This is a genomic window from Streptococcus pseudopneumoniae (genome assembly GCF_001072665.1).
GTDB lineage: Bacteria > Bacillota > Bacilli > Lactobacillales > Streptococcaceae > Streptococcus > Streptococcus pseudopneumoniae_S.
In genome coordinates, this window is the sequence record NZ_JVJI01000131.1 from 37,034 (window position 1) to 63,076 (window position 26,043).

The window sequence follows — 26,043 nt, forward strand, 5'->3', positions numbered from 1 at the left end:
CTTGATCTTTGTAGGCAAGGCGTATAATTTCATCAATCCAAAGGGGATTAAAATGACAAAACAAGTGTTTCAAACGACTTTTGCGGGTCGTGAGTTAATTGTAGAGACTGGTCAGGTTGCTAAGCAAGCAAATGGCTCTGTTGTCGTGCGTTACGGTGAGTCAACTGTCTTGACTGCTGCCGTTATGTCTAAGAAAATGGCAACTGGAGATTTCTTCCCTCTTCAAGTCAACTACGAAGAAAAAATGTATGCAGCTGGGAAGTTTCCTGGTGGCTTTATGAAACGTGAAGGACGTCCTTCAACGGATGCGACTTTGACAGCGCGTTTGATTGACCGTCCAATCCGTCCTATGTTTGCAGAAGGTTTCCGTAACGAAGTCCAAGTCATCAACACCGTGCTTTCTTATGATGAAAATGCTTCTGCACCTATGGCAGCTATGTTTGGTTCATCCTTGGCGCTTTCTATTTCAGATATTCCGTTTGACGGACCAATCGCTGGGGTACAAGTGGGCTATGTAGATGGCCAAATCATCATCAATCCAAGTCAAGAACAAGCAGAGCTTTCTCTTCTTGAATTAACAGTAGCTGGTACCAAACACGCTATCAACATGGTAGAATCTGGTGCTAAAGAATTGTCAGAAGAAATCATGTTGGAAGCTCTCCTTAAAGGGCACGAAGCAGTTAAAGAATTGATTGCCTTCCAAGAAGAAATCGTTGCTGCTGTTGGTAAGGAAAAAGCAGAAGTTGAGTTGCTTCATGTGGACGCTGACTTGCAAGCTGAAATTATCGCAGCCTACAACAGCGACCTCCAAAAAGCTGTCCAAGTAGAAGAGAAATTGGCCCGTGAAGCTGCAACTCAAGCAGTCAAAGACCAAGTCACTGCCGTTTACGAAGAAAAATATGCAGATCACGAAGAATTTGACCGTATCATGCGTGATGTGGCTGAAATCTTGGAACAAATGGAACATGCTGAAGTGCGCCGTTTGATTACAGAAGACAAGGTGCGTCCTGATGGTCGTAAGGTTGATGAAATCCGTCCTTTGGATGCGGTTGTTGACTTCCTTCCTCGTGTACACGGTTCTGGTCTCTTCACTCGTGGACAAACTCAGGCTCTTTCAGTCTTGACCTTGGCCCCAATGGGTGAAACTCAAATCATTGATGGTTTGGATCCAGAGTACAAGAAACGCTTTATGCACCACTATAACTTCCCACAATACTCTGTTGGGGAAACTGGTCGTTACGGTGCGCCAGGTCGTCGTGAAATCGGTCACGGTGCTCTTGGTGAGCGTGCACTTGCTCAAGTCTTGCCAAGTTTGGAAGAATTCCCATATGCTATCCGCTTGGTAGCTGAGGTCTTGGAATCAAACGGTTCTTCATCTCAGGCTTCTATCTGTGCTGGAACTCTTGCCCTTATGGCTGGTGGTGTGCCAATCAAGGCGCCAGTAGCAGGGATTGCCATGGGTCTCATTTCAGATGGAAACAACTATACAGTCTTGACAGATATCCAAGGTTTGGAAGACCACTTTGGAGATATGGACTTTAAGGTTGCAGGTACTCGTGACGGGATTACAGCCCTTCAAATGGATATCAAGATTCAAGGGATTACTGCAGAAATCTTGACTGAGGCTCTTGCCCAAGCTAAGAAAGCGCGTTTTGAAATCCTTGATGTGATTGAAGCAACCATTCCAGAAGTTCGTCCAGAATTGGCTCCAACTGCTCCGAAAATTGATACCATCAAGATTGATGTGGACAAGATTAAGATTGTCATCGGTAAGGGTGGAGAAACCATCGACAAGATTATCGCTGAAACAGGTGTTAAGATTGATATCGATGAAGAAGGAAATGTGTCTATCTACTCTAGCGACCAAGATGCCATCAATCGTGCTAAAGAAATTATTGCCGGTTTGGTCCGTGAAGCCAAAGTGGATGAAGTTTACCGTGCTAAAGTCGTTCGTATCGAGAAATTTGGTGTCTTTGTCAACCTCTTTGACAAGACAGATGCCCTTGTTCATATCTCTGAGATGGCTTGGACGCGTACCAATAATGTCGAAGACTTGGTAGCAATCGGGGATGAAGTTGATGTTAAGGTTATCAAGATTGATGAAAAAGGACGTGTGGATGCTTCTATGAAAGCCCTTCTTCCTCGTCCACCAAAACCTGAACGTGATGAAAAAGGCGAAAAGTCTGAGCGACCTCACCGCCCACGTCATCACAAGGACCACAAACCTAAGAAAGAATTTACAGAAACACCAAAAGATTCAGAATAAGAAAAGGAGAAATGTATGGGATGGTGGCGCGAAACCATTGATATCGTAAAAGAAAATGATCCAGCGGCCCGCACCACTTTGGAGGTTTTGCTGACTTATCCAGGTGTCAAGGCCTTGGCGGCCCACCGTCTTTCGCATTTTCTCTGGAAGCATGGCTTCAAACTCTTGGCTCGTATGCACAGTCAGTTTTGGCGCTTTTGGACTCAGATTGAGATTCATCCAGGTGCCCAGATTGATTCAGGTGTCTTTATCGACCATGGTTCTGGCTTGGTGATTGGAGAGACAGCTATCGTTGAGACGGGAGTTCTCCTCTATCATGGGGTGACTCTTGGGGGAACAGGGAAAGACTGTGGAAAACGCCATCCTACCGTTCGCAAAGGAGCGCTTATATCTGCTCATGCCCAAGTCATTGGACCCGTTGAAATCGGTGAAAATGCCAAAGTCGGTGCAGCAGCAGTAGTTGTTGCAGATGTTCCAAGTGATGTGACAGTGGTCGGAATTCCTGCTAAGATCGTCCGAGTTCATGGACAGAAGGATGAACCGACGATCCACGAAGTCGAAGAAAAACGAGAGTACTACGTCAATAAACTCGAGCAGGCTAAAGAAGCCAGTCACAGATCGTCTGGGCTATAATTTATGATGATTCTTTTATCTATTAACATTTTTTAAAAGATGATATTCGACTGAGTAGGTCGTAAAGTAAAAGGGCGACTATCAGCCCTTTTCTTGCATTTATTTGATTCTTCTTTTACTTTTTAGAAAGGAGCAAGGGATTCCGAAGTGTAGAGATATTCGGACTGAAAATCAATTGAACTCTTAGTGATGAAACTAACAGTTCTTGGATTTTAGTTTTCCTGACTATGATTTATGATTAAAATCTATGACACTATGTCTCGTGATTTGCGAGAATTTGTCCCGATTGAGGACGGCAAGGTCAAGATGTATGTTTGTGGGCCAACCGTGTATAACTATATCCACGTGGGGAATGCCCGTTCGACGGTAGCTTTTGATACGATTCGTCGTTATTTTGAGTATCGTGGGTATGAGGTTGCCTATATTTCCAATTTTACGGATGTGGATGATAAGATTATCAACCGTGCCAAGGAAGAAGGTATCACGCCTCAGGAGGTTGCGGACAAGTACATCGCTGCCTTTCGTGAGGATGTGACGGCCTTGGGCGTCAAACCTGCGACCCGCCATCCTCGTGTGGTGGAGTTTATGGCTGACATTATCCGCTTTGTGGAAGATTTGATTGAAAAAGGCTTTGCTTATGAGAGCCAAGGAGATGTCTATTTCCGTGTGGAAAAATCTCATAACTATGCCAAGTTGGCCAATAAAACCTTGGAAGATTTGGAGCTAGGTGCTTCAGGTCGTACCGATGAAGAAACAGCTCGTAAGGAAAATCCTGTAGACTTTGCCCTCTGGAAATCTGCCAAATCAGGCGAGATTTCTTGGGACAGTCCTTGGGGACCTGGTCGTCCGGGCTGGCACATCGAGTGTTCAGTCATGTCGACAGAGATTTTGGGAGATACCATTGATATCCACGGTGGTGGAGCCGATCTGGAGTTTCCGCATCACACCAATGAAATTGCCCAGTCAGAAGCCAAAACAGGTAAGACTTTTGCCAACTACTGGATGCACAATGGCTTTGTCAATATTGACAATGTCAAGATGTCCAAGTCCTTGGGGAACTTTATCACTGTTCATGATGCTCTCAAAACGCTCGATGGCCAAGTACTCCGTTTCTTCTTTGCGACTCAACACTACCGCAAGCCAATCAACTTTACGGAAAAAGCGGTGCGCGATGCAGAGACTAATCTTAAGTATCTGAAGAATACTTACGAGCAACCTTTTACAGGAAATGTGGACGCCCAAGAGTTACAATCCTTTAAAGATAAGTTTGTAGCGGCTATGGATGAGGATTTCAACTCTGCCAACGGTATTACAGTAGTCTTTGAAATGGCCAAGTGGATTAACTCTGGCAATTATGATGCAAGTGTTAAGCAAGCTCTTGCGGATATGTTAGAAGTCTTTGGAATTGTCTTTGTTGAGGAAGTTTTGGATGTAGAGATTGAAGACTTGATCCAAAAACGTCAAGAAGCGCGTGCAAATCGTGACTTTGCGACAGCGGATCAAATCCGTGACCAATTGGCTGCTCAAGGAATTAAGCTCCTTGATACCAAAGATGGAGTGAGGTGGACACGTGATTGATGTCAATCTCATTAACGGGATTGCGCTAGCTTTTGAAGGAGATGCGGTTTATTCCATGTATATTCGCCGCCACCTCATCCTCAAAGGCATGACCAAACCCAATAAACTCCATCAAGAAGCGACCAAGTATGTTTCAGCCAAGGCTCAAGCTCGCCTGATTGCCCTCATGTTGGAGGAGCAAGTTCTAACGGAAAAAGAAGAAGAAATCTACAAACGTGGTCGCAATACCAATAGCCACACCAAGGCTAAAAATGCTGATGTAGTGACTTACCGTATGTCCACAGGTTTTGAAGCCGTCATGGGCTATCTCCATATGACTGCTAATCTAGAACGTCTTGAGAGCTTGATTTCGTGGTGCATCCAAAAAGTGGAGGGCTAGGACATGATGGCAAAAGAACTACAAGACTGGTTTCCTGAAGCTCAGATTTCAGACCAACCAGTAGAGAAAGAAGGCTATCTCACGCTCCCTTTAGCTTCTCAGCAGTGGATTTTGCTGGAGGAAGCTGGTCTCAGTGAGCGTGAAAAGCAGTTGGTTGCCCTGTTGACCCAGCAGGAGCAAGCTCGTTCGCTCAATCCTTGGTATTCTTATCTGGTTGAGGGGAAGGGACAGGCACCGAAAACTTTTAAAAAGATTCAGTTGGTTTATTGTCATCTTTCCTATTTTCAGCAGGAAAATCTAGCTTCTTGGCTAGATATGATGCGGACTCTTTTTCCCAACTGTCAGACGGTGCTTCAAGTCGGAGCTCAGGATTATGTTTTCGTGCTTCAACAAGATAGATATACCTCTGTACGAGCTATTTTAAGTGATACGATTGAAGCGGTTGAGTATGACTTTGGACTGCGTCTCTCTATCATGTTAGGTCAGGTTTGGTCTCAGACAGGACATCAAGCCCTATCAGACTTAATCAAAGCGGAGCGCGATTTGTTTAAGACTTGGTGGCGTCAAGGTCACCAAGGTGTTCATACTTTTTCTCAGCTCTATCTTTGGAGTATGGGAGAAAGACTCGTTGACCTGAGAGTCATTAAAGAATGTCTGCACCAGATGATTTTGGATCAAGATCAGATTCAGGAAATCATTCTTTCTCTTTGGGAAAATAGTGCTGTCTTAACTAAAACAGCCCAGCAACTCTATCTGCACCGTAATTCTCTTCAATACAAGATTGATAAATGGGAAGAATTGACAGGGCTTCAGTTGAAGGAATTGACTGACCTGACCTTGTGTTATCAGTTGATTTTACCAGATATTTTATAAAGTTTTGTGCAAGTTGCACAGAACTTTTTTATTTTTTTGGTCACCTTGCCATAGAAAAGTAAAGCGTTTTCATCTATAATAAAACTATCAAAAGACAAAAGGAGTTCACCTCATGGTAGAATTGAATCTTAAAAACATTTACAAAAAATATCCAAACAGCGAACACTATTCAGTTGAAGACTTCAACTTGGACATCAAAGACAAAGAATTTATCGTTTTCGTAGGTCCTTCAGGATGTGGTAAATCAACAACTCTTCGTATGATTGCTGGTCTTGAAGATATCACAGAAGGAACTGCATCTATCGATGGCGTGGTTGTCAACGACGTAGCTCCAAAAGACCGTGACATTGCCATGGTATTCCAAAACTACGCTCTTTACCCACATATGACTGTTTATGACAACATGGCTTTCGGTTTGAAATTGCGTAAATACAGCAAAGAAGACATCGACAAACGTGTGCAAGAAGCAGCTGAAATCCTTGGATTGAAAGAATTCTTGGAACGTAAACCTGCTGACCTTTCAGGTGGTCAACGTCAACGTGTTGCCATGGGTCGTGCGATTGTCCGTGATGCAAAAGTATTCTTGATGGACGAACCTTTGTCAAACTTGGATGCAAAACTTCGTGTATCTATGCGTGCTGAAATCGCTAAAATCCACCGTCGTATCGGAGCTACAACTATCTACGTAACTCATGACCAAACAGAAGCGATGACACTGGCAGACCGTATCGTTATCATGTCAGCAACTAAGAATCCTGCTGGTACAGGTACTATCGGACGTGTAGAACAAATCGGTACTCCTCAAGAAGTTTACAAAAACCCAGTTAATAAATTCGTAGCAGGCTTCATCGGAAGCCCAGCTATGAACTTCATCAATGTGAAATTGGTTGGTAGCGAAATTGTTTCTGACGGTTTCCGTTTGAAAGTTCCAGAAGGCGCATTGAAAGTTCTTCGTGAAAAAGGCTACGAAGGTAAAGAATTGATCTTCGGTATCCGTCCAGAAGACGTGAATGCAGAACCTGCTTTCCTTGAAACATTCCCAGAATCAGTTGTCAAAGCTACTATCTCAGTATCAGAATTGCTTGGTTCAGAATCTCACCTTTACTGCCAAGTTGGTAAAGATGAATTTGTTGCCAAAGTTGATGCTCGTGACTACTTGCAAACAGGTGCAACAGTTGAACTTGGATTTGACTTGAACAAAGCACACTTCTTCGATGTAGAAACTGAAAGAACGGTTTACTAAGATAAAAGAAACTTAAAACACTGCTAGAGAAATCTGGCAGTGTTTTTTGAGATGTGGATTGATTGAGAGGGAATTTTCTAGTTTTCATATTCTTAAAAAAGTGATAAAATGGTAGGAAGAATTGGAGAGTAGAGATGCCAAAAGAAGTGAATTTAACAGGCGAAGAAGTTGTCGCTTTAACCAAAGAATATTTAACAGAAGAGGATGTCCATTTTGTCCATAAGGCCTTGGTCTATGCGGTGGAATGCCACAGTGGCCAATACCGCAAATCAGGCGAGCCTTATATCATTCACCCCATCCAAGTGGCAGGTATTTTAGCTAAGCTCAAGTTGGATGCTGTAACAGTAGCTTGTGGTTTCTTGCATGATGTGGTGGAAGATACTGATGCGACCTTGGACGATTTGGAAAGAGAGTTTGGTCCTGATGTGCGGGTGATTGTTGACGGGGTTACCAAGCTCGGTAAGGTCGAGTACAAATCAATCGAGGAGCAGTTGGCTGAAAATCATCGCAAGATGCTCATGGCCATGTCTGAGGACATCCGCGTTATCTTGGTTAAACTGTCTGACCGCTTACACAATATGCGGACCCTGAAACATCTTCGAAAAGACAAGCAGGAGCGTATTTCCAAAGAAACTATGGAAATCTATGCGCCGCTTGCCCACCGTCTGGGGATTTCTAGCGTTAAATGGGAATTGGAAGACCTATCTTTCCGTTATCTTAATCCAACTGAGTTTTACAAGATTACCCATATGATGAAGGAAAAACGCAGAGAGCGTGAAGCCTTGGTGGATGAGGTAGTTACGAAACTAGAAGACTATACGACAGATCGTCACTTGAAAGGGAAGATTTACGGTCGTCCTAAGCATATTTACTCGATTTTCCGCAAAATGCAGGATAAGAGAAAACGTTTTGAGGAAATCTATGACCTGATTGCCATTCGCTGTATTTTAGATACCCAAAGTGATGTTTATGCCATGCTTGGTTATGTACATGAGCTTTGGAAACCAATGCCAGGTCGTTTCAAAGACTATATCGCTAACCGCAAGGCCAATGGTTATCAGTCTATCCATACGACTGTCTATGGGCCAAAAGGGCCGATTGAATTCCAGATTCGGACCAAGGAAATGCACGAGGTCGCTGAGTACGGGGTTGCAGCTCACTGGGCTTATAAGAAGGGCATCAAGGGGCAGGTTAACAGCAAGGAATCAGCTATCGGGATGAACTGGATCAAGGAGATGATGGAGCTCCAAGACCAGGCTGATGATGCCAAGGAATTTGTGGACTCTGTGAAGGAAAACTATCTGGCTGAGGAGATTTACGTCTTTACCCCAGATGGAGCTGTCCGTTCCCTTCCAAAAGATTCAGGACCGATTGACTTTGCCTATGAAATCCATACAAAAGTTGGGGAGAAAGCGACGGGTGCCAAGGTCAATGGTCGTATGGTTCCACTGACAACCAAGCTCAAGACAGGGGATCAGGTTGAAATTGTCACCAACCCCAACTCATTTGGGCCAAGCCGTGACTGGCTCAATATGGTCAAGACCAGCAAGGCGCGTAACAAGATTCGTCAGTTCTTTAAAAATCAAGATAAGGAATTGTCTGTCAACAAGGGTCGTGAAATGCTGATGGCTCAGTTCCAAGAAAACGGCTATGTAGCTAATAAATTCATGGACAAGCGTCACATGGACCAAGTTTTGCAAAAGACTAGCTACAAGACAGAAGAATCCCTTTTTGCGGCCATTGGTTTTGGAGAAATCGGTGCTATTACCGTCTTTAACCGTCTGACTGAAAAGGAACGCCGTGAGGAAGAACGTGCCAAGGCCAAGGCTGAAGCAGAAGAACTTGTCAAAGGTGGCGAGATCAAGGTTGAAAATAAAGAAACCCTCAAGGTAAAGCATGAGGGTGGTGTGGTCATTGAAGGTGCATCAGGCCTCTTAGTGCGGATTGCTAAGTGTTGTAATCCTGTTCCTGGTGACGATATTGTTGGTTATATTACCAAGGGTCGTGGTGTAGCTATTCATCGTGTGGATTGTATGAACCTGCGTGCCCAAGAAAACTACGAGCAACGTCTCCTTGATGTAGAATGGGAAGATCAGTACTCTAGCTCAAATAAGGAGTATATGGCCCATATCGATATTTATGGCCTCAACCGTACAGGACTGTTGAACGATGTACTGCAAGTTCTTTCAAACACAACCAAGAATATCTCAACAGTCAATGCCCAACCAACCAAGGATATGAAGTTTGCTAATATCCATGTGTCCTTTGGCATTGCCAATCTCTCGACACTGACTTCAGTCGTGGACAAGATTAAGAGTGTGCCAGAAGTCTATTCTGTCAAACGGACAAACGGCTAATTGTCTGAGCTTCTACTAGAAAGGCTATTATGAAAATCATTATCCAACGGGTTAAAAAAGCCCAAGTGAGTATCGAAGGTCAGGTTCAGGGGAAAATCAATCAGGGCCTCTTATTGCTGGTTGGTGTTGGGCCAGAGGACCAAGAGGAAGATTTGGACTATGCTGTGAGAAAGCTTGTCAATATGCGGATTTTTTCAGACGCAGAAGGCAAGATGAACCTGTCTGTCAAAGATATTGAAGGAGAAATCCTCTCTATTTCTCAGTTTACCCTCTTTGCGGATACTAAGAAAGGCAATCGTCCAGCCTTTACAGGTGCAGCCAAGCCTGATATGGCATCAGACTTCTATGATGCTTTCAATCAAAAATTAGCGCAAGAAGTGCCCGTTCAGACAGGCATCTTTGGAGCGGATATGCAGGTTGAGTTGGTCAATGACGGACCTGTTACCATAATCCTTGATACTAAAAATAGATAAGAAAGACCAAGTCCAGCCGGCTTGGTTTTTCTTATCTATCATAAAATACTCCAAAATGAAATCTGTTTCTGATAGGCCTTGGGGAAATCTTGTTTCAGGCTTTGGCTTATGCGATAGGAAGGGATGAGATGACCTATGATTAGGAGAGTTCCCTGAAGGAAAAGTGGGACATCACTTAAAAACAGCAAGGAGAGCATCATCAGGATATCCCATAGGAGGATTTGTAAGGTAAAACGCCAGAATCTTGGTCTAATCTGGGAATAGAGGTGACTAAAGTGGTCACAAAGTTGGTTAGAAAGATAGGTCAATAGCACAGGATGAAAGAAAATGACCCAACCGCTATAAATCAAAATCCAGTCCCAAGTAAGCCCCTCTTTAAATGTCAAAAATGCCAGCATGATTCCATCAATGACAAGGAGTTGAGTGGTTTTGATGAAGATGATTTTTTTCATGCTAAAACCTCCTTTTCCTTAGAGACACTCTCATAAAGAGATGTGTTTATCGTAAAAATCTGGATAGTGTTCTCTTAGGTAGTCAGCCGTCATATAATATAAAGTAGAATGGCAAGCAGTGATGATTGGCATAAGAGATGAAAAACGATGAGAACTAACGAAGGCTAAAAGGACAAAAAATAGAAAATCAATGGAGAGAACCCCTAAATAGTAGAAGCGAATCTTTTTATTGATTTGAGGATAAATCTCAGTGAATTGATGTTTGAGTCGGACAACCAAGCGAAACAGCAGTAGTCCTTGAGCAAGGAGGAAAATAAAACCAGAGAGCAAGAGCCAGTCCAAAGATGTCTCGGGTCTTTTGCTAAAAAATGCCAATAGTAGCAAATCGATAACTGCAATTGCTACGAAATGGAGTCTAAAGAGATTTTTCATAAGATGACCTCCCTCTTTTATCTATCTTCATTCTACTCCAAAAGAATGGGAGTTACAAGTAAAATGATAAAAATAGCAGAAGGGAGATTCTCTTAAGTCGACTTGTTTTTTTATTTAAGTTTTCTTCTATTATCTTACCTCTTCATCATTCCAGACAAATAAAGCTCCGATTGCATTGAGGATATAAAAGATATATTTTCCGATATTGGCAAAATTTCCTTGAATGCCAGCCTTTGTCAGTTGAACGAAATTGTAAATCAACCAAAAGCCCCACTGAGTTGTTAGTTTCAATGCGTTAAAAGCATTGGCAATGAGGGACAGTGCAAAGGCAATAGTTGTTACGTGGGCAAGGAGATTCATCTTTCCTCCATAGCCGATATAGTTGGTCACAAAGGCAAAGAGGAAGGCGATGATGGAAATGATGATGGCCGCTAATTTTAGCTGTTTTTGGCTCATTTGGTTGGGTCTGCCTTCTTGCGAAGCTTCCCATTTCTTAATAGCAAAGGTATAAATGAGGAAGGTGACAGGATAGGTGATAATGGCCGCCTTATTTCCAAGGATATAGTCAATGGTGCCAGACAAAATCGTATTGACAATACCAAAGTAATTACCCCATTTGCTTAATTTTCCCGTAAAACGAGTGGATAACATGGAAATCCCAACGTTGGTTACGGAAATCAATCCAAAGGGAACAAGAGCTGTCCATGGTCCCCAGTCTACGAATTTATCGAGACGGGAGTTGAGGTAGCCAGATGCAATCGCAATTCCAACGACCAGAGCAACTCCGAAGAGGTCAAACCATTTAGACGTCGCAAAAATTTTGAGTGATTTTTTCATAGTTTAAACTATCTTTCTTTTTTTACAAATATTCTACAACTAAATGAAAGTAAAATCAAATGATAGAAATAAAACCCTGAAAATTAAACTTTCAGAGTTGGTAGGGGACTTGAGAAATTAGTTGATTTTTTCGACATAGAGTTGTTTGGCAATGTCCATACTTACTTGTAAATCCTCTTCTTTACTGAGGATAGTGAAGGTATTGCTAAAGCCATCAAACTGCTGGACTTGGAGTTGGTCACCGATGTGAAGTGAGTGCTTGTCCAGATAATGGAGAATGTCAAAACTATCGTGCACCCGAGTCAGGCGGTAGGCGCCAGCTTCCTTGATGTCAGCTAGTGGCAGGTTATTGATTTCAACTAAGAGTTCTCCCTTAGCAGGAATAGTTCCTCCGTGAGGGCAGGTCTTGGGGAATCCTAGTAGTTTATCCAGTCTTTCCACGAACAGGTCAGAGACAGTGTGTTCCAATACCTCAGCTTCCTCGTGAATCTGGTCACTCGTATAGTCTAAATGATGAACTAGAAAAACTTCAATCAAACGGTGCTTACGATAGAGCTCAGAGACCAGTTTGAGGCCGATGTCAGTTAGTAGATAGCCGCATTCCTTGTCCTTGAGGATGAGGTTTTCGCTCTTCATCCGTTTAATCATTTCAGTTACGGCAGGGGGAGAGACTTGCATACGAGCCGCAATTTCCTTGTTGGTAATCTTATGCAAATCTATGCCAATTTCATAAATACACTTTAGATAATCTTCTTTATTCGGGGTCATTCGTTTCCTCTTGTCTAATATCTTTATCTAGTATATCAAAAAAAGCTAGATTTCTCTAGCTATCTGCCACAATGGCTTCTAATTTAGTTCTTTAGCAGCTGCAATTGCGGCTTCGAAGTTTGGTTCAGAGTTGATATTGTCCACGTATTCAACGTAGCGAATAGTATTGTCAGTATCGAGGACAAAGACTGCGCGTGCCAATAAGTGCCACTCATTGATTAAGAGGGCATAATCACGTCCAAAGGAATGGTCGAAATAGTCTGAGAGCATGATGGCATTTTCAATACCTTCAGCGCCACACCAACGTTTTTGGGCAAAAGGGAGGTCCATGGAAACAGTCAAGACAACCGTATTATCCAGTCCAGCCAGTTCTTCATTAAAACGACGCGTTTGAGTTGAGCAGATGCCTGTATCGATAGAAGGCACGACACTCAAGACTTTTTTCTTGCCATCAAAATCAGCCAGAGATTTTTTAGAAAGGTCTGTTGTAGTGAGTGAAAAATCAAGTGCCTTGTCGCCGACTTGTAGTTGTTTACCTGTAAAGCTTACAGGATTTCCGAGAAAAGTTACCATAGGATACTCCAATCTTTTTTCTTCCATTTTAGCTGAAACAGTCGGAATTTTCCAATGATTTGACCGGAAATATGGATATAGAAAAAACGCCAGCTCATGTGAGAATGACGTTTTTCAGAGGTTTATACTCAATGAAAATCACAGAGCAAACTAGGAAGCTAGCCGCAGGTTGCTCAAAGCACCGCTTTGAGGTTGCAGATAAAGCTGACGTGGTTTGAAGAGATTTTCGAAGAGTATTATTTTGCCAATCCTTCAGCAATCTTATCAAGATTGTATTTCATCATGTTGTAGTAGCTGTCGCCTTCTTTACCTTGTTCTGCGATAGAGTCAGTAAAGATTTGAGCGTAGATTGGGATGTTTGTGTCTTGTGAAACAGTTTTCATTGGACGGTCATCCACACTTGATTCTACAAAGAGGGAAGGAGTTTTTGTTTGGCGAAGTTTTTCAACCAAGGTCTTGATTTGGTCAGGTGTTCCTTCTTCTTCAGTGTTGATTTCCCAGATATAGGCACTTGGGACACCGTAGGCTTTAGAGAAGTATTTGAAGCATCCTTCGCTGGTTACGATGAGTTTTTTCTCAGCAGGGATGTTGTTAAATTTCTCCTTAGCTTCCTTGTCAAGTTTGTCTAGCTTATCAGTATATTCTTTGAGATTTTTTTCGTAGAATTCCTTGTTGCTAGGGTCTTTAGCGCTCAATTGTTTTGCGATGTTTTTAGCAAAAATCATCCCATTTTCAAGGTTGAGCCAAGCGTGTGGGTCTTCTTTGCCTTTTTCGTTTTGACCTTCAAGGTAGATAACATCAACGCCTTCGCTGACTGCAAAGTAGTCTTTGTTTTCAGTTTTCTTAGCATTTTCTACCAATTTTGTAAACCAAGCATTGCCACCTGTTTCAAGGTTGATACCGTTATAGAAAATCAAATCAGCTTGAGAAGTTTTCTTGACATCTTCAGGAAGTGGTTCGTATTCGTGTGGGTCTTGACCAACAGGAACGATACTGTGAAGATCAATCTTGTCACCAGCAATATTTTTAGTGATATCAGCAATGATAGAGTTTGTAGCAACAACTTTTAGTTTTTGACCAGAAGCTGCATCTTTTTTTCCGCTAGCACATGCTACGAGAACAATGGCGGAAAGAAAAAGAACCAACAATGTACCTAATTTTTTCATTAGATCCTCCAATTTATTGGGGCTTTACCCCTTATTTTAACAAATGTTTATTTTTTAGTTTCAAATATCGTTGTTTTGGAGCGATAAAGAAGCTAATGAGAAAGAAACTAGCAGCTGTAAGCACGATACTAGAACCTGCCGCAACGTTAAAGCTATAACCGATAAAGAGTCCCAAAACTGAAGCTGTAGCTCCAAAGGTTGAGGAAAGGAAAATCATGCTTTTCAGGCTATTAGCATAAAGATAAGCAGTTGCAGCTGGGGTAATCAGCATGGCTACAATCAGGATAGTTCCGACACTTTGCATGGCTGTCACAGACACGAGAGTCAGGAGTACCATGAGAAGGTAGTGATAGAAATTGACAGGCATTCCCATGGCTTTGGCCAAGAGTTCATCAAAGGAAGTTATCAAGAGTTGCTTGAAGAAAATCCAGATTAACAAGAGAATGACTGCCCCAACACCCATAGTAATAAACATATCCGTATCTTGGACGGCTAGGATATTACCAAAAAGGATATGGAAAAGGTCAGTTGAACTTTTAGCGACACTAATCAAGATGATACCGAGGGCTAAGAAAGAAGAAAAGGTAATGCCGATGGCGGTATCGCTTTTGATAATCGAGTTTCCCTTGATGTAGGTAATGATGATGGCAGCTAGCAATCCAAAGACAATGGCTCCGATAAAGAAGTCAAGGCCCAAGATGAAGGAGAGGGCTACACCTGGTAAGACAGCATGTGAAATGGCATCTCCCATGAGTGACATCCCGCGTAGGATGATGAAACATCCTACAGCTCCAGCTACAACCCCGACGACAATAGCTGTTATCAAGGCATTTTGTAGGAAATGGAATTTTTGCAATCCATCGATAAATTCTGCAATCATAGGTCACCTCCATTGAAAAAGAGTCGATTACCGTAAGCTTCTTTGAGATTGGCTTCGGTAAAGGTTTCTTTGGTTGGACCAAAGGCAATCACTTCTCGATTGACAAGCAAGACTTGATCGAAGTAGTGGGAAACCTTGCTGAGGTCGTGGTGAACGATGAGAACCGTCTTACCAGCTTTTTTCAAATCTCTCAGCGTATTCATGATGATTTCCTCACTGACAGAGTCAATCCCAACAAAAGGTTCATCCAAGAGGATATAGTCGGCTTCCTGCACCAAACATCTGGCAATCAAGACCCGCTGGAATTGACCTCCAGACAGTTGACTGATTTGACGTTCAGCGTAGTCAGCTAGGCCGACGATTTCAAGGGCTTCCTCTACTTTTTTCCAATGTTTAGCATTTAAACTGTGAAAGAGAGGAATAGAGGGAAATAGTCCTAGTGAGACACATTCCTTGACCTTGATGGGAAAGTTGTAGTCGATATTGATTTTTTGTTCGACATAGGCGATTCGATGTAAGGATTTTTTAACTTCCTTGTCATCGAGAAATGCCTGACCTTGATGTGGGATAATTCCCAGCATACCTTTTAAAAGTGTTGATTTTCCAGCACCGTTTGGACCAATGATACCGGTAATTGTTGGTCCTTGGAGCACTAGTGAAATATCCTTAAGTGCCAACGTTTCTTTGTAGGAGACACTGAGGTTTTCGATACGTATCATAAACTTATATTCCTCCTGACTCTTAATATACCTTAAAAAAAAAATTAAGTCAAGTTAATTTTTGAAAAATTTAAAATAATAACTGAAAATAATGAAAAAGGAAAGTCCATTTTTAATTGCATTCCCAAGCAATTTTTGTTAAGCTAGCAATAACTTAAAAAATGAAAGCGAGAACAAGATGACACGTTATCAAGATGATTTTTATGATGCAATCAATGGAGAATGGCAACAGACAGCTGAAATCCCAGCAGATAAGTCTCAAACAGGAGGTTTTGTTGATTTAGATCAGGAAATTGAAGACTTGATGCTTGCGACAACAGACAAGTGGTTGGCAGGAGAAGAGGTGCCTGAGGATGCTATCTTAGTAAACTTCGTCAAATACCACCGCCTAGTTCGTGATTTTGACAAGAGAGAAGCTGACGGTATCAAACCTGTCTTACCACTCCTTAAAGAATTCCAAGAATTAGAGACTTTTGCGGATTTTACAGCTAGACTAGCAGAGTTTGAACTTGCAGGAAAACCAAACTTCCTTCCTTTTGGTGTATCGCCAGACTTTATGGATGCTAGAATCAATGTTCTATGGGCCAGTGCTCCAAGCACAATCCTGCCAGATACGACCTACTATGCAGAAGACCATCCTCAGCGCGAAGAGCTCTTGACTCTTTGGAAAGAAAGCAGCGCAAATCTCCTCAAGGCTTATGATTTCTCTGATGCAGAAATTGAAGACTTGTTAGAGAAAAGACTAGAATTGGACCGTCGAGTTGCGTCAGTGGTGCTTTCTAATGAAGAAAGTTCAGAGTATGCTAAACTATACCATCCATATGCTTACGAAGATTTCAAGAAATTTGCGCATGCCCTACCTTTGGATGACTTCTTCCAAGCCGTTCTTGGACAAGTGCCAGACAAGGTTATTGTAGACGAGGAACGCTTCTGGCAAGTAGCAGATCAATTCTATAGTGAAGAGGCCTGGCCTCTCCTCAAGGCAACCTTAATTTTAAGTGTTGTCAATCTCTCAACCAGCTATTTAACAGAAGAAATCCGTGTCTTGTCAGGTGCCTATAGCCGTGCGCTTTCAGGAGTTCCAGAAGCCAAAGATAAGGTCAAGGCAGCCTACCAGCTAGCACAAGGTCCTTTCAAACAAGCCTTGGGTCTCTGGTATGCCCATGAAAAATTCTCTCCAGAGGCCAAGGCAGATGTAGAGAAAAAAGTGGCAACCATGATTGATGTCTATAAGGAACGCTTGGCTAAAAATGACTGGCTAACTCCTGAAACTCGTGATAAGGCCATCGTCAAACTCAATGTCATCAAGCCTTATATCGGTTACCCAGAAGAATTGCCAGAACGCTATAAGGACAAGGTAGTGGATGAGACTGCTAGTCTTTTTGACAATGCTCTAGCCTTTGCGCGTGTGGAAATCAAACACAGTTGGAGTAAGTGGAACCAGCCTGTAGACTACAAGGAGTGGGGCATGCCTGCTCATATGGTCAATGCCTACTACAATCCACAGAAGAACCTGATTGTCTTCCCGGCGGCTATTTTACAAGCACCTTTCTATGACTTGCATCAGTCATCTTCTGCTAACTACGGTGGTATTGGAACAGTTATTGCCCATGAAATTTCCCACGCCTTTGATACCAATGGAGCTTCCTTTGATGAAAATGGTAGCCTAAAGGATTGGTGGACAGAGAGTGACTATGCTGCCTTCAAGGAGAAAACACAAAAAGTCATTGACCAATTTGATGGACAAGATTCTTATGGAGCAACCATCAACGGTAAATTGACTGTATCAGAAAACGTGGCTGACTTGGGAGGAATCGCTGCAGCGCTTGAAGCAGCCAAGAGAGAACCAGACTTCTCAGCAGAAGAATTTTTCTACAACTTCGGTCGCATCTGGCGCATGAAAGGTCGTCCAGAATTTATGAAACTTTTGGCTAGTGTCGATGTGCACGCACCAGCCAAACTCCGTGTCAATGTGCAAGTACCAAACTTCGATGATTTCTTTACAACCTATGATGTCAAAGAAGGAGATGGTATGTGGCGTTCACCAGAAGACCGCGTGATTATTTGGTAATGAATCGAATCTAATACTAAAATCCGTAAATCTGTATAGGATGGGTTAGAGAGGTTAATATGAAGAAATTTTTAATGATATTTTCAGCTATTCTTACTGTTTTTGTTTTAGCATCTTGTGGTGCAAACAAAAAAGATGAAAAAATAGAACCTTCGGCAACACAATCATCTTCTACCAAAGAGGAACAGAAGGAAAGCTCTACGAAGTCAGAGAGCCAAACTAGTACAAGTTCTTCAATGGCAACGCCGTCAACAACAATGGAAACGAAAAGCGAAACAGGAAAAGATTTGTACAAGGAAGTAATAGAGCGGTACAATCACTATCAGGCACTTTTAAGTAGTGGCGACCGAGAATCCTTGTATGAAAAGTTGAAACAGAACAAGATTTTTTCTGAAGAGTATGGCTATATCTTTACACTAAGCACCTACGATAAACCAGCTAGTCTTCATTATGTGTTTGCTGATTTAAATAAGGATGGTCAGGATGAATTGATTATTGGAGATAAAAAATATATAGGGGCCATTTACTATTTAGAGAATAAACAACCCAAGTTGCTTCATACAGCTTATGTAGCTTCTGCAGGTGGTTTTCGTTCCAGTTTAGTTATTTATGAAAACGGTCAAGTCAGATATGCAGACTGGCAGTCAACACGACCAGAAATGAACTTAAGTCTGTATGCTTTTAATAAAGATGGAGTGCAAAAGATTAAAGAAGGGACTATCCAAATTGGTGGGAATCAAAAACCAGAGCAAGTCTTAGAGATTTCTTCTAATGAACTTGATTTAGCTAAATTTGAATGGAAAGAATTTGCCCCAGTCAACTAGTATTTGATGAAATTTAAAACTAGGCTAGATTCTAAAGTCACAAAATAGCAGTACACAAAAACCAAGGATAAAAGTTTCCTTGGTTTTTTGCTTGCTAGAAAAAGGGATTGAAAGTCTTTTCGTGGGCAATAGTAGTAGCTGGACCATGCCCTGGATAGACATCATAGTTTGGTAGAGTGAAGAGTTGGGTCTGGATACTATGAAGGAGTTGCTCCATGCTACCAGTCGGAAGGTCGGTCCGTCCGATTGTTTCTCGGAAAAGAGCATCCCCTGTTAAGACTAGGTGAGCATCAGGAAAGACGATAGAAACACCACCGATAGAGTGACCTGGTGTTGGCAAGACAGTGAAACGAAATTCCTCTAGTTGGTATTCTTCATGAAAGGCAAAGGTGTGCTCTGCAGGTTTTGCGACCACATCTGCCATATCATCGTGGCGAGGAAGCCCAGAGAGATTATCGACAGGAGTATATAGCCAGCTGGCTTCACTCTCTGCAATATAGACTGGAGGATTGCCAAAAGTCTCGCGAACCAAGTCCAGACTCATGATATGGTCATAATGGGCGTGGGTCAAGAAAATAGCACAGATAGGTTTGTTGATGTTCTCTATTGTCTGACGAATGGCTTCCCAATGGCTACCAGGATCGACAACAATGAGGTGTTTTTCACCTTCCAAATAATAGGTGTTTTCATAGGCAATAGGATTCACAGTTTTATGGATTTTCATACTAGCTCCGATCTCAAAGAATGTACTAAATTAAGTATAGCACAGTTAGGGAGAATAGAGTGGATAGAAAATCCTTCTCTTTTAAAGAAGGTTACTGGTTATCTATTTCATTCTGTCTAAAATAAAGATAGCTATTTTTAGAGTTATGAACTAGCTAGAGTTTTTAATTGACTGGAATTTAAAATAAATCTAATGAGCTGGAGAGTAAATTATTGAAAAAATAGATAATGAATCAAAAAAATTGTATCTTACAGTAGAGACAAGTTTTTGTCTGTGAACAGCAAAATATACATGTAGAGTTAACTTAAATTAATATATTAAAACTACAAAATATAGTATGTAACCTATAACTCTTTGATATATCTAACAAAACAAGTTAAATAGTCAGAAAATTATTGTGTTTTTGGAAAATATTTATTTTAAATTTAGAATAAAAAAATAAGCCATTTTATTTGCCATAGACTAGGAAATATGATATCATAAAGCTGTATGTTGTAGACAATTTTATGATATTGAAAATGACTTCTAACATCTTTTGTTTTCATCTGAGGTTAGATGTGAGTTTGCGATATCAATAACTTGTAAATCGACATCAAAATAAAAAAAGGAGGTTGTGGGTCTAAATGAAAGGCAAGCAACAACAAGATTATAGAGTAGAAAAGTACATCCGTTATGGTATCCGGAAATATAGCTTTGGAGCAGCATCAGTAGCAGTTGCAGCTGGTTTGATGTTTCTTGGAAATGGTGCGGTATCAGCAACGGAAGTTCAAGGTGCAGAAGCATCAGTAGCGGCAACTACTGCCCCAGCAAATCAAGCGGATTCTAATAAAGAAAAGGAAGCCGTGAAGCCAGAAACTAAAGTAGAAGAAGCAAAACCTGAAGTTAAAGTACAGGAAGCTAAGAAAGCAAATAAAGCAGCTCTTGAAGCGAATGTTGCTACTTTAGAAATGAAATTAGCATCTGCTAAAAATGCAGATGCGTCTGTAGTAAACTCAGCTAAGGAAGTTTTAGCTGCAGCTAAAGCAACACTTTCAAATCCAGAAGCAAGTCAATTGGATGTGAATACTTTAGCTGACAAACTTTCAGCATTGGGTCAAGCCGTAGCTGAATCAGATGCTATGGGTCAACAGAAAAAATTAGAAGCTGAAAAAGCAGCTGCTAAAGCTGAAGCTGAAAAGAAAGCTACTCCAGCAGAAAAATCTCTTTCAGAAGCTAAAACAGCACTTGACAAAGCTTCATCTGAAGCAGAAGTGACTAATAAATTAGCAACTGCTGAACTTTCTAAAAAGGAAGTGAAGGAAGAAAACAAAGCGGCTGTTGAAGCGGCAGTAGCTAAAAACCAAACAGTTCTTGCTGAAACAAAATCTCTTCTAGCTGATAAGAGTGTCACAAAAGAGCAAGTAGAAGCACAACTTGCACGTTTAAATGAGTCAATCCTTGCAGTATACAACGAGCTGAAAAATGCAGGTATTGGTCGTGATGGTAAGTTTTCAGCAGTCTTAGCAGACATTGCTGATACAGTTACGACTCCACCTCTATCAGAAGAAGAACAAATCAACCACTGGAAGAAGTATGCAGATAAGAACACAGAACGTCTGACAAAACAAATCAAGTGGTTTGACATTTCAAATCCGAAAGCGAAAATTGAAAATCTTGGCCCAGATGGTAAACTTCAAGTAGGTACTAAGTTTACACAAGAAATTTCTCCAGGCTATGTTGTAACCTTAACAGTTACTAAATTAGCGCCATTCAACTCAACGGATGAGTACAAAAAACGTGGTGGAGCAGGTTATGATGCAAATGCTGTTAATGAGTATAAAAATGGGGATCCAGCTGAATTAAAAGTAGTACAGCAAGGAGGTTACTCTGTTGCGAAAACAAACGGAATGGATACTAAAGGTAAAACGGTTATCCAGTCTGTTAAAGATGGAGCTAACGTAGGGGTAGAATTCTCAGTTAAAGCTACATTAAATGGAACAGAAGTTCCAGCCAACGTTGTATTCTTAACAGGGGAAGAAGCTGGTTCGTCAGAAGTTGAAATCTACAAAACAGATGGAGATGGATTTGAATTAGTAACTGAATTATCAAATACGACACCAAGATATAGTACTGCTCGTTCTTATACTGCAGAAACTTATGAATACAGAACATTGCCTTCTGCCGGACATGGGCAAGATGGTTATCGTAGACAATTTGGGGTAGAATATACTCTTAATGGTTCAGGGAAAGAAGCCTTTGAAAAATTCAAAGCGGATAAAGCAGCTGGCTTCTTCAATACAACTGTGACATCAGATACTGTTATTGCGATGAAAGCAGAAGATGGTAAATATCACACAGATGGATTAGGGACACAAGTTTTTGGACCGGTCTCAACTCACCGTGATTCAGGTTTCTCTACTCCATTGGTAATGACGCGTAATGCTAAAAACATTGGTATGTACATCTTTTCTGCAGGTCAACAAGGATCTATGCTAGGATTTATGGTCCTAGATGAAGGGGATGCTCCAGCTTCATACGGTCGTGTAGCCCACTCTATTTCTAAGTCTGACGGTCAACACCAACCATATCTAGGTTCTGTACCGGCTGACGTTGATGTTCGAACAACTCCAATTAACAAAACAAATGCCTTTGTATACGATGATATCAATGGTATCGGTAATGCTGATGAAGGTGCTCGTCAATTGATGGGTGATGATGTTGCTCCAAATGATAACTATAAGTTGAAAAAAGTTAATGATGGAACTTACTCAATGACTTTCGATGCCCACCTAGACGGAGAAGCTAAAGCTTACGTTAACGGTTGGATTGACTTTAACAACAATGGAAAATTCGATGAAGATGAAGCCGCTGGTGTGACAGAAGTGACTGCTGATGGTAAGGTTACTCTTACTTGGACAAACACAGTTCAAAATGTGGATACCAGTGCAACAAAATTAGCTACACGTCTTCGTATTGCATACGATAAAGCAGATGTCAAGGCTCCTACTGGTATTGCCTACTCAGGTGAAGTAGAAGATTTCCAAATCCAACAAACAATTCCACCACGTGGAACTAAGAGAGAAACAACAGATGTACAAGGTGCAACTCAAACATCTACTGTAGCATTCAACGCATATGGTCAAAAGAACTATGATTTTGATAAAGACAATGCAATAGATACAACTGTTAAATCACAAATCGTTAAACCAGATGGTACATTAGTAACAGATGCTGACCTAGTTGATGGATACTACGTTGTACCAGGGCAAGGTAAATACAAGATTACTGATAACGGTGCAAATGTAGATGTAGAATTTATCCCAGAAGCAAACTTTGTAGGTACAGCAGATGGTATTACTATTCGTCGTACAGATATCAATGGTAACACTACTGGTTGGGGTAACGAAGGTCGCCAAATCATCGGTGGTACAGGTGAAGCTAAAGACCAACTAGAGCTAGTAAGTGAACAGGTTCAACTTGCTGGTTTAGCAGCTAAAGGTTCTATGGATGGACGCTACATCCCAACAGTAACTCCAAAAGCAATCGTTGGAACTCCAGAAGAGTCAACTGATATCCAAGGTAAACCACAAACGAAAACACCTAAATTCTCAATCGACGTAGATAAAGATGGAGATGGAACTGCACCAGATGCGGTAACACCAAGTGCACAATACCCAGCTAAGTTAGTAGATCCAGCGACTGGACAACCAACAGATGAAACAACTGTAACTGTAAAAGGTGAAGGAACTTATACAATCGATCCAACAACTGGAGCGGTAACATTTACTCCAGAACCACAATTTACAGGAACTGCTAAAGGTATTGATGTATCATTAACAGCACCAGTAGGTCAAGATAAAAATGGTCAACCTGTAACAGCTACAGCTACTGCAAAATACACTCCAACTGTAACACCTGTTAACCCAACAGCAACTCCAGCTACTTCAACAGGAGTACAAGGTGAAACTCAAACAGGTAAACCAACATTTACAGAAGGTAATACAGAAGTACCTATTAAAGAGGGTTCTGTAAAATTATTAAATCCAGATGGAACAGAAGCAAATGGACCAGTAGATGCTTTAGACCCAAGTGGTAAAAAAGTTGGGGAATACACTGTAGATCCAACAACAGGTGTAGTAACATTCACGCCAACAGACAAATCTTACACAGGACCAGTACAACCAGCTAAAGTTCAAGCTGAAGATAAGAATGGAACAAAAGTTTCTACAACTTACACTCCAAACATCGTAGGAGTAACACCAACAGCAACACCAGCTACAACTGAAGATGTTCAAGGTAAGACTCAAGAAAGTCCAGTTTCATTTGAAGCAGGAAAAACTACAATTGCTGGAGAAGAAAAAACTGTAGAAATCGATCCATCTACTTACACACTTCTAGGTGAAGATGGACAACCAGCTACTGAAGTACCAGCTAAAGATCCAGAAGGAAACGTAATTGGTAAGTACACTCTTAAAACTGTAGATGGAAAAGCTGTTGCAGTATTCGAACCAACAGATAAGACATATTCAGGTGAAGTACAACCAGTACGAGTTCAAGCTAAAGATAAGAATGGTACAGCTGTAGAAACAACTTACACACCGAAGATTACTCCGGTAGTTCCAACAGCAGAACCAGCTACATCAGAAGCTATCCAAGGTGAAACTCAAAAAGGAACTCCAACATTCGCTCCTGGAGACACTATTGCTCCAATCAAAGAGAACTCTTACAAGCTTCTTGATAAAGAAGGAAATGAAGTTCCAGCTGGTCAAACAACTCCAGCATATGCTGAGGACGGAGTAACTCCAGTAGGTACTTACTCAATTGATCCAGCAACAGGTGAAGTAACCTTCACACCAACAGATAAATCTTACACAGGTAATGTTACACCTGCTGATGTTCAAGCAGAGGACGCAAATGGAACAAAAGTTTCTACAACTTATACTCCATCTATCGTACCTGTAACACCAACAGCAGAACCAGCTAAAACTGTAGATGTTCAAGGTGCAACTCAAACAGGCAAACCAGTATTCCAAGGTGGAACAGCTATGGTTAACGGTGAAGAGAAAACTGTTGAAATCGACGATACAGTACCAGCTAAATTGGTAGATCCAAAAACTGGAGAACAAGTTGATTCAGTCACTGTAGAAGGTGAAGGAACATACACAGTAGCTCCAGATGGAACAGTAACATTCAAGCCAGAACCACAATTTACAGGAGTAGCCAAAGGTGTTGAGGTAGTTCGTCAAGATAAGAACGGCACACCAGCTAAAGCTACATACACACCGGAAGTTAAACCAGTAACACCAACAGGAACAGATGCTGTAACTGAAAATATTCAAGGTTCAACTCAAACAGGTAAACCTGAATTCAAGGGTGGAACAGTAACAATCGATGGTAAAGAGAAAACTGTTGAAATCAATGAAGATAAACCAGCTAAATTGGTAGATCCAAAAACAGGAAATCCAGTTGATTCAGTAACTATCGAAGGTGAAGGAACATATACAGTAGCTCCAGATGGAACAGTAACCTTCACCCCAGAAAAGAACTTCACAGGTAAAGGAACAGGTGTTACAGTTCAACGCGAAGATAAGAACGGCACACCAGTAACAGCTAAATACACTCCAGTTGTTAAGAAAGCAACACCAACAGGAACAGACGCTGTAACTGAAGATATCCAAGGTTCAACTCAAACAGGCAAACCAGTATTCCAAGGTGGAAAAGTTACTGTAAATGGTGAAGAAAAAACTGTTGAAATTGATGAAGATAAACCAGCTAAATTGGTAGATCCGAAAACAGGAGATCCAGTTGATTCAGTAACTATCGAAGGTGAAGGAACATACACAGTAGCTCCAGATGGAACAGTTACATTCACCCCAGAAAAGAACTTCACAGGTAAAGGAACAGGTGTCACAGTTCAACGCGAAGATAAGAACGGCACGCCAGTTAAAGCTACTTACACACCAGTTGTGAAACCAGCAACACCAACAAGTTCAGATGTCATCACTACAAATGTTCAAGGTGCTACTCAAGAAGGAACACCAACATTTAAAGGTGGAAAAGTTACTGTAAATGGTGAAGAAAAAACTGTAGAAATCGACGAAACTGTTAAGCCAACATTCGAAGATGGCACAACTGAGAAGAAAGTACCAGGCGAAGGAACATACACAATCGACGAGAACGGTAAAGTAACCTTCACCCCAGAGAAAACATTCACTGGTCAAGCAACAGGTGTAACTGTTAAACGTGTAGATAAGAACGGCACACCAATCACAGCTAAGTACACTCCTGTAGTCGTTCCAGTAACACCAACTTCAAAAGATTCTGAATCAGAAGGTCCTAAAGGACAACCTCAAGAAGGCACACCAACATTTGAAGGTGGAAAAGTTACAATCAACGGTAAGGAAGTTCCAGTTGAAATCGATGAAACTGTTAAACCAACATTTGACGATGGCACAACTGAGAAGAAAGTACCAGGTGAAGGAACATACACAATCGATGAAAACGGTAAAGTAACCTTCACCCCAGAACCTGACTTCGTAGGTCAAGCAACAGGCGTAACCGTTAAACGTGTAGATAAGAATGGTACACCAGTAACAGCTACTTACACTCCAACAGTTCGTCCTGATACTTCATTCGTTGATAAAGATGGCAACCCACTTTCACCAACAGAAGATGGAACTAAACCAACTAAAGATATCCCAGGATACAAGATTGTTAAAACTGAAGTAGACGAAAAAGGAAATACAAAACACATCTACGAAAAAGTTAAGACATCATTCAAGGATAAAGAAGGAAATGAGATTCCAGGAAATCCAA

General features: G+C 41.4%; 20 protein-coding genes. 11 read left to right on the forward strand and 9 right to left on the reverse strand.

From position 1 onward, the window contains the following. The first annotated feature begins 52 nt into the window (after positions 1–52). The 8 genes from pnp (at position 53) to dtd (ending at position 9,802) form a co-directional block, all read left to right on the forward strand. On the forward strand, positions 53–2,266 hold the full coding sequence (gene pnp / locus ADH52_RS09545; protein ID WP_049511044.1) for a polyribonucleotide nucleotidyltransferase: 2,214 nt from the start codon (positions 53–55) through the stop codon (positions 2,264–2,266). A 15-nt stretch (positions 2,267–2,281) separates the two neighbouring features. After that, the gene (gene cysE, locus ADH52_RS09550) at positions 2,282–2,899 is read left to right on the forward strand and encodes a serine O-acetyltransferase (RefSeq protein ID WP_042751585.1); all 618 of its coding nucleotides are present in this window, start codon (positions 2,282–2,284) and stop codon (positions 2,897–2,899) included. A gap of 234 nt (positions 2,900–3,133) precedes the next feature. After that, positions 3,134–4,477, forward strand: a complete 1,344-nt coding sequence (gene cysS, locus ADH52_RS09555) for a cysteine--tRNA ligase (protein WP_049488341.1) — start codon at positions 3,134–3,136, stop codon at positions 4,475–4,477. Next, positions 4,470–4,856: a Mini-ribonuclease 3 gene (locus ADH52_RS09560; RefSeq protein ID WP_049511045.1), complete on the forward strand. Its 387-nt coding sequence runs from the start codon at positions 4,470–4,472 to the stop codon at positions 4,854–4,856. The genes cysS and ADH52_RS09560 overlap by 8 nt, the downstream gene beginning before the upstream one ends. 3 nt (positions 4,857–4,859) lie before the next feature. Continuing rightward, complete coding sequence (locus tag ADH52_RS09565) at positions 4,860–5,729, forward strand: helix-turn-helix domain-containing protein (RefSeq protein ID WP_049488337.1); 870 nt, start codon at positions 4,860–4,862, stop codon at positions 5,727–5,729. Positions 5,730–5,841: 112 nt separating this feature from the next. Beyond that, the gene (locus tag ADH52_RS09570) at positions 5,842–6,972 is read left to right on the forward strand and encodes an ABC transporter ATP-binding protein (protein ID WP_000229953.1); all 1,131 of its coding nucleotides are present in this window, start codon (positions 5,842–5,844) and stop codon (positions 6,970–6,972) included. Positions 6,973–7,106: 134 nt separating this feature from the next. Then, complete coding sequence (locus tag ADH52_RS09575; RefSeq protein WP_049488335.1) at positions 7,107–9,329, forward strand: RelA/SpoT family protein; 2,223 nt, start codon at positions 7,107–7,109, stop codon at positions 9,327–9,329. A gap of 29 nt (positions 9,330–9,358) precedes the next feature. After that, complete coding sequence (dtd, locus tag ADH52_RS09580) at positions 9,359–9,802, forward strand: D-aminoacyl-tRNA deacylase (protein WP_000691419.1); 444 nt, start codon at positions 9,359–9,361, stop codon at positions 9,800–9,802. Between the two features lie 38 nt (positions 9,803–9,840). Here dtd and ADH52_RS11165 read toward each other — a convergent pair whose 3' ends face one another. The 8 genes from ADH52_RS11165 to ADH52_RS09635 all read right to left on the reverse strand — a co-directional run bounded on the left by ADH52_RS11165 (position 9,841) and on the right by ADH52_RS09635 (position 15,629). Further along, positions 9,841–10,254 (reverse strand): hypothetical protein, encoded by a 414-nt coding sequence (locus tag ADH52_RS11165; RefSeq protein WP_080977838.1) that lies wholly within the window; start codon positions 10,252–10,254, stop codon positions 9,841–9,843. A 30-nt stretch (positions 10,255–10,284) separates the two neighbouring features. Then, on the reverse strand, positions 10,285–10,686 hold the full coding sequence (locus tag ADH52_RS09595) for a hypothetical protein (RefSeq protein WP_049488332.1): 402 nt from the start codon (positions 10,684–10,686) through the stop codon (positions 10,285–10,287). Between the two features lie 129 nt (positions 10,687–10,815). Then, entirely contained in the window at positions 10,816–11,523 is a 708-nt protein-coding gene (locus ADH52_RS09600; RefSeq protein ID WP_192831184.1) for a nicotinamide mononucleotide transporter, read from the reverse strand. Positions 11,524–11,640: 117 nt separating this feature from the next. Next, entirely contained in the window at positions 11,641–12,291 is a 651-nt protein-coding gene (locus tag ADH52_RS09610) for a metal-dependent transcriptional regulator (protein WP_049488331.1), read from the reverse strand. A gap of 78 nt (positions 12,292–12,369) precedes the next feature. Next, positions 12,370–12,864: a thiol peroxidase gene (tpx, locus tag ADH52_RS09615; protein WP_033682328.1), complete on the reverse strand. Its 495-nt coding sequence runs from the start codon at positions 12,862–12,864 to the stop codon at positions 12,370–12,372. 236 nt (positions 12,865–13,100) lie between these two features. After that, on the reverse strand, positions 13,101–14,030 hold the full coding sequence (gene psaA, locus ADH52_RS09625) for a metal ABC transporter substrate-binding lipoprotein/adhesin PsaA (RefSeq protein WP_033682181.1): 930 nt from the start codon (positions 14,028–14,030) through the stop codon (positions 13,101–13,103). A gap of 31 nt (positions 14,031–14,061) precedes the next feature. After that, the gene (locus tag ADH52_RS09630) at positions 14,062–14,910 is read right to left on the reverse strand and encodes a metal ABC transporter permease (RefSeq protein ID WP_000559787.1); all 849 of its coding nucleotides are present in this window, start codon (positions 14,908–14,910) and stop codon (positions 14,062–14,064) included. After that, positions 14,907–15,629 (reverse strand): metal ABC transporter ATP-binding protein, encoded by a 723-nt coding sequence (locus ADH52_RS09635; protein ID WP_049511046.1) that lies wholly within the window; start codon positions 15,627–15,629, stop codon positions 14,907–14,909. The genes ADH52_RS09630 and ADH52_RS09635 overlap by 4 nt, the downstream gene beginning before the upstream one ends. 178 nt (positions 15,630–15,807) lie before the next feature. On the opposite strand from ADH52_RS09635, the gene pepO reads away from it, so the two are divergent. Continuing rightward, positions 15,808–17,700, forward strand: coding sequence for an endopeptidase PepO (pepO, locus tag ADH52_RS09640; protein WP_049511047.1), 1,893 nt, complete (start codon positions 15,808–15,810; stop codon positions 17,698–17,700). 59 nt (positions 17,701–17,759) lie between these two features. Continuing rightward, positions 17,760–18,524, forward strand: coding sequence for a hypothetical protein (locus ADH52_RS09645; protein ID WP_049488324.1), 765 nt, complete (start codon positions 17,760–17,762; stop codon positions 18,522–18,524). Between the two features lie 94 nt (positions 18,525–18,618). Here ADH52_RS09645 and ADH52_RS09650 read toward each other — a convergent pair whose 3' ends face one another. Next, the gene (locus ADH52_RS09650; RefSeq protein WP_049511048.1) at positions 18,619–19,248 is read right to left on the reverse strand and encodes an MBL fold metallo-hydrolase; all 630 of its coding nucleotides are present in this window, start codon (positions 19,246–19,248) and stop codon (positions 18,619–18,621) included. Positions 19,249–19,871: 623 nt separating this feature from the next. Here ADH52_RS09650 and ADH52_RS09655 point away from each other — a divergent pair. Further along, on the forward strand, positions 19,872–26,043 hold a 6,172-nt coding region (locus ADH52_RS09655), incomplete at its 3' end, for an Ig-like domain-containing protein (protein ID WP_049511049.1).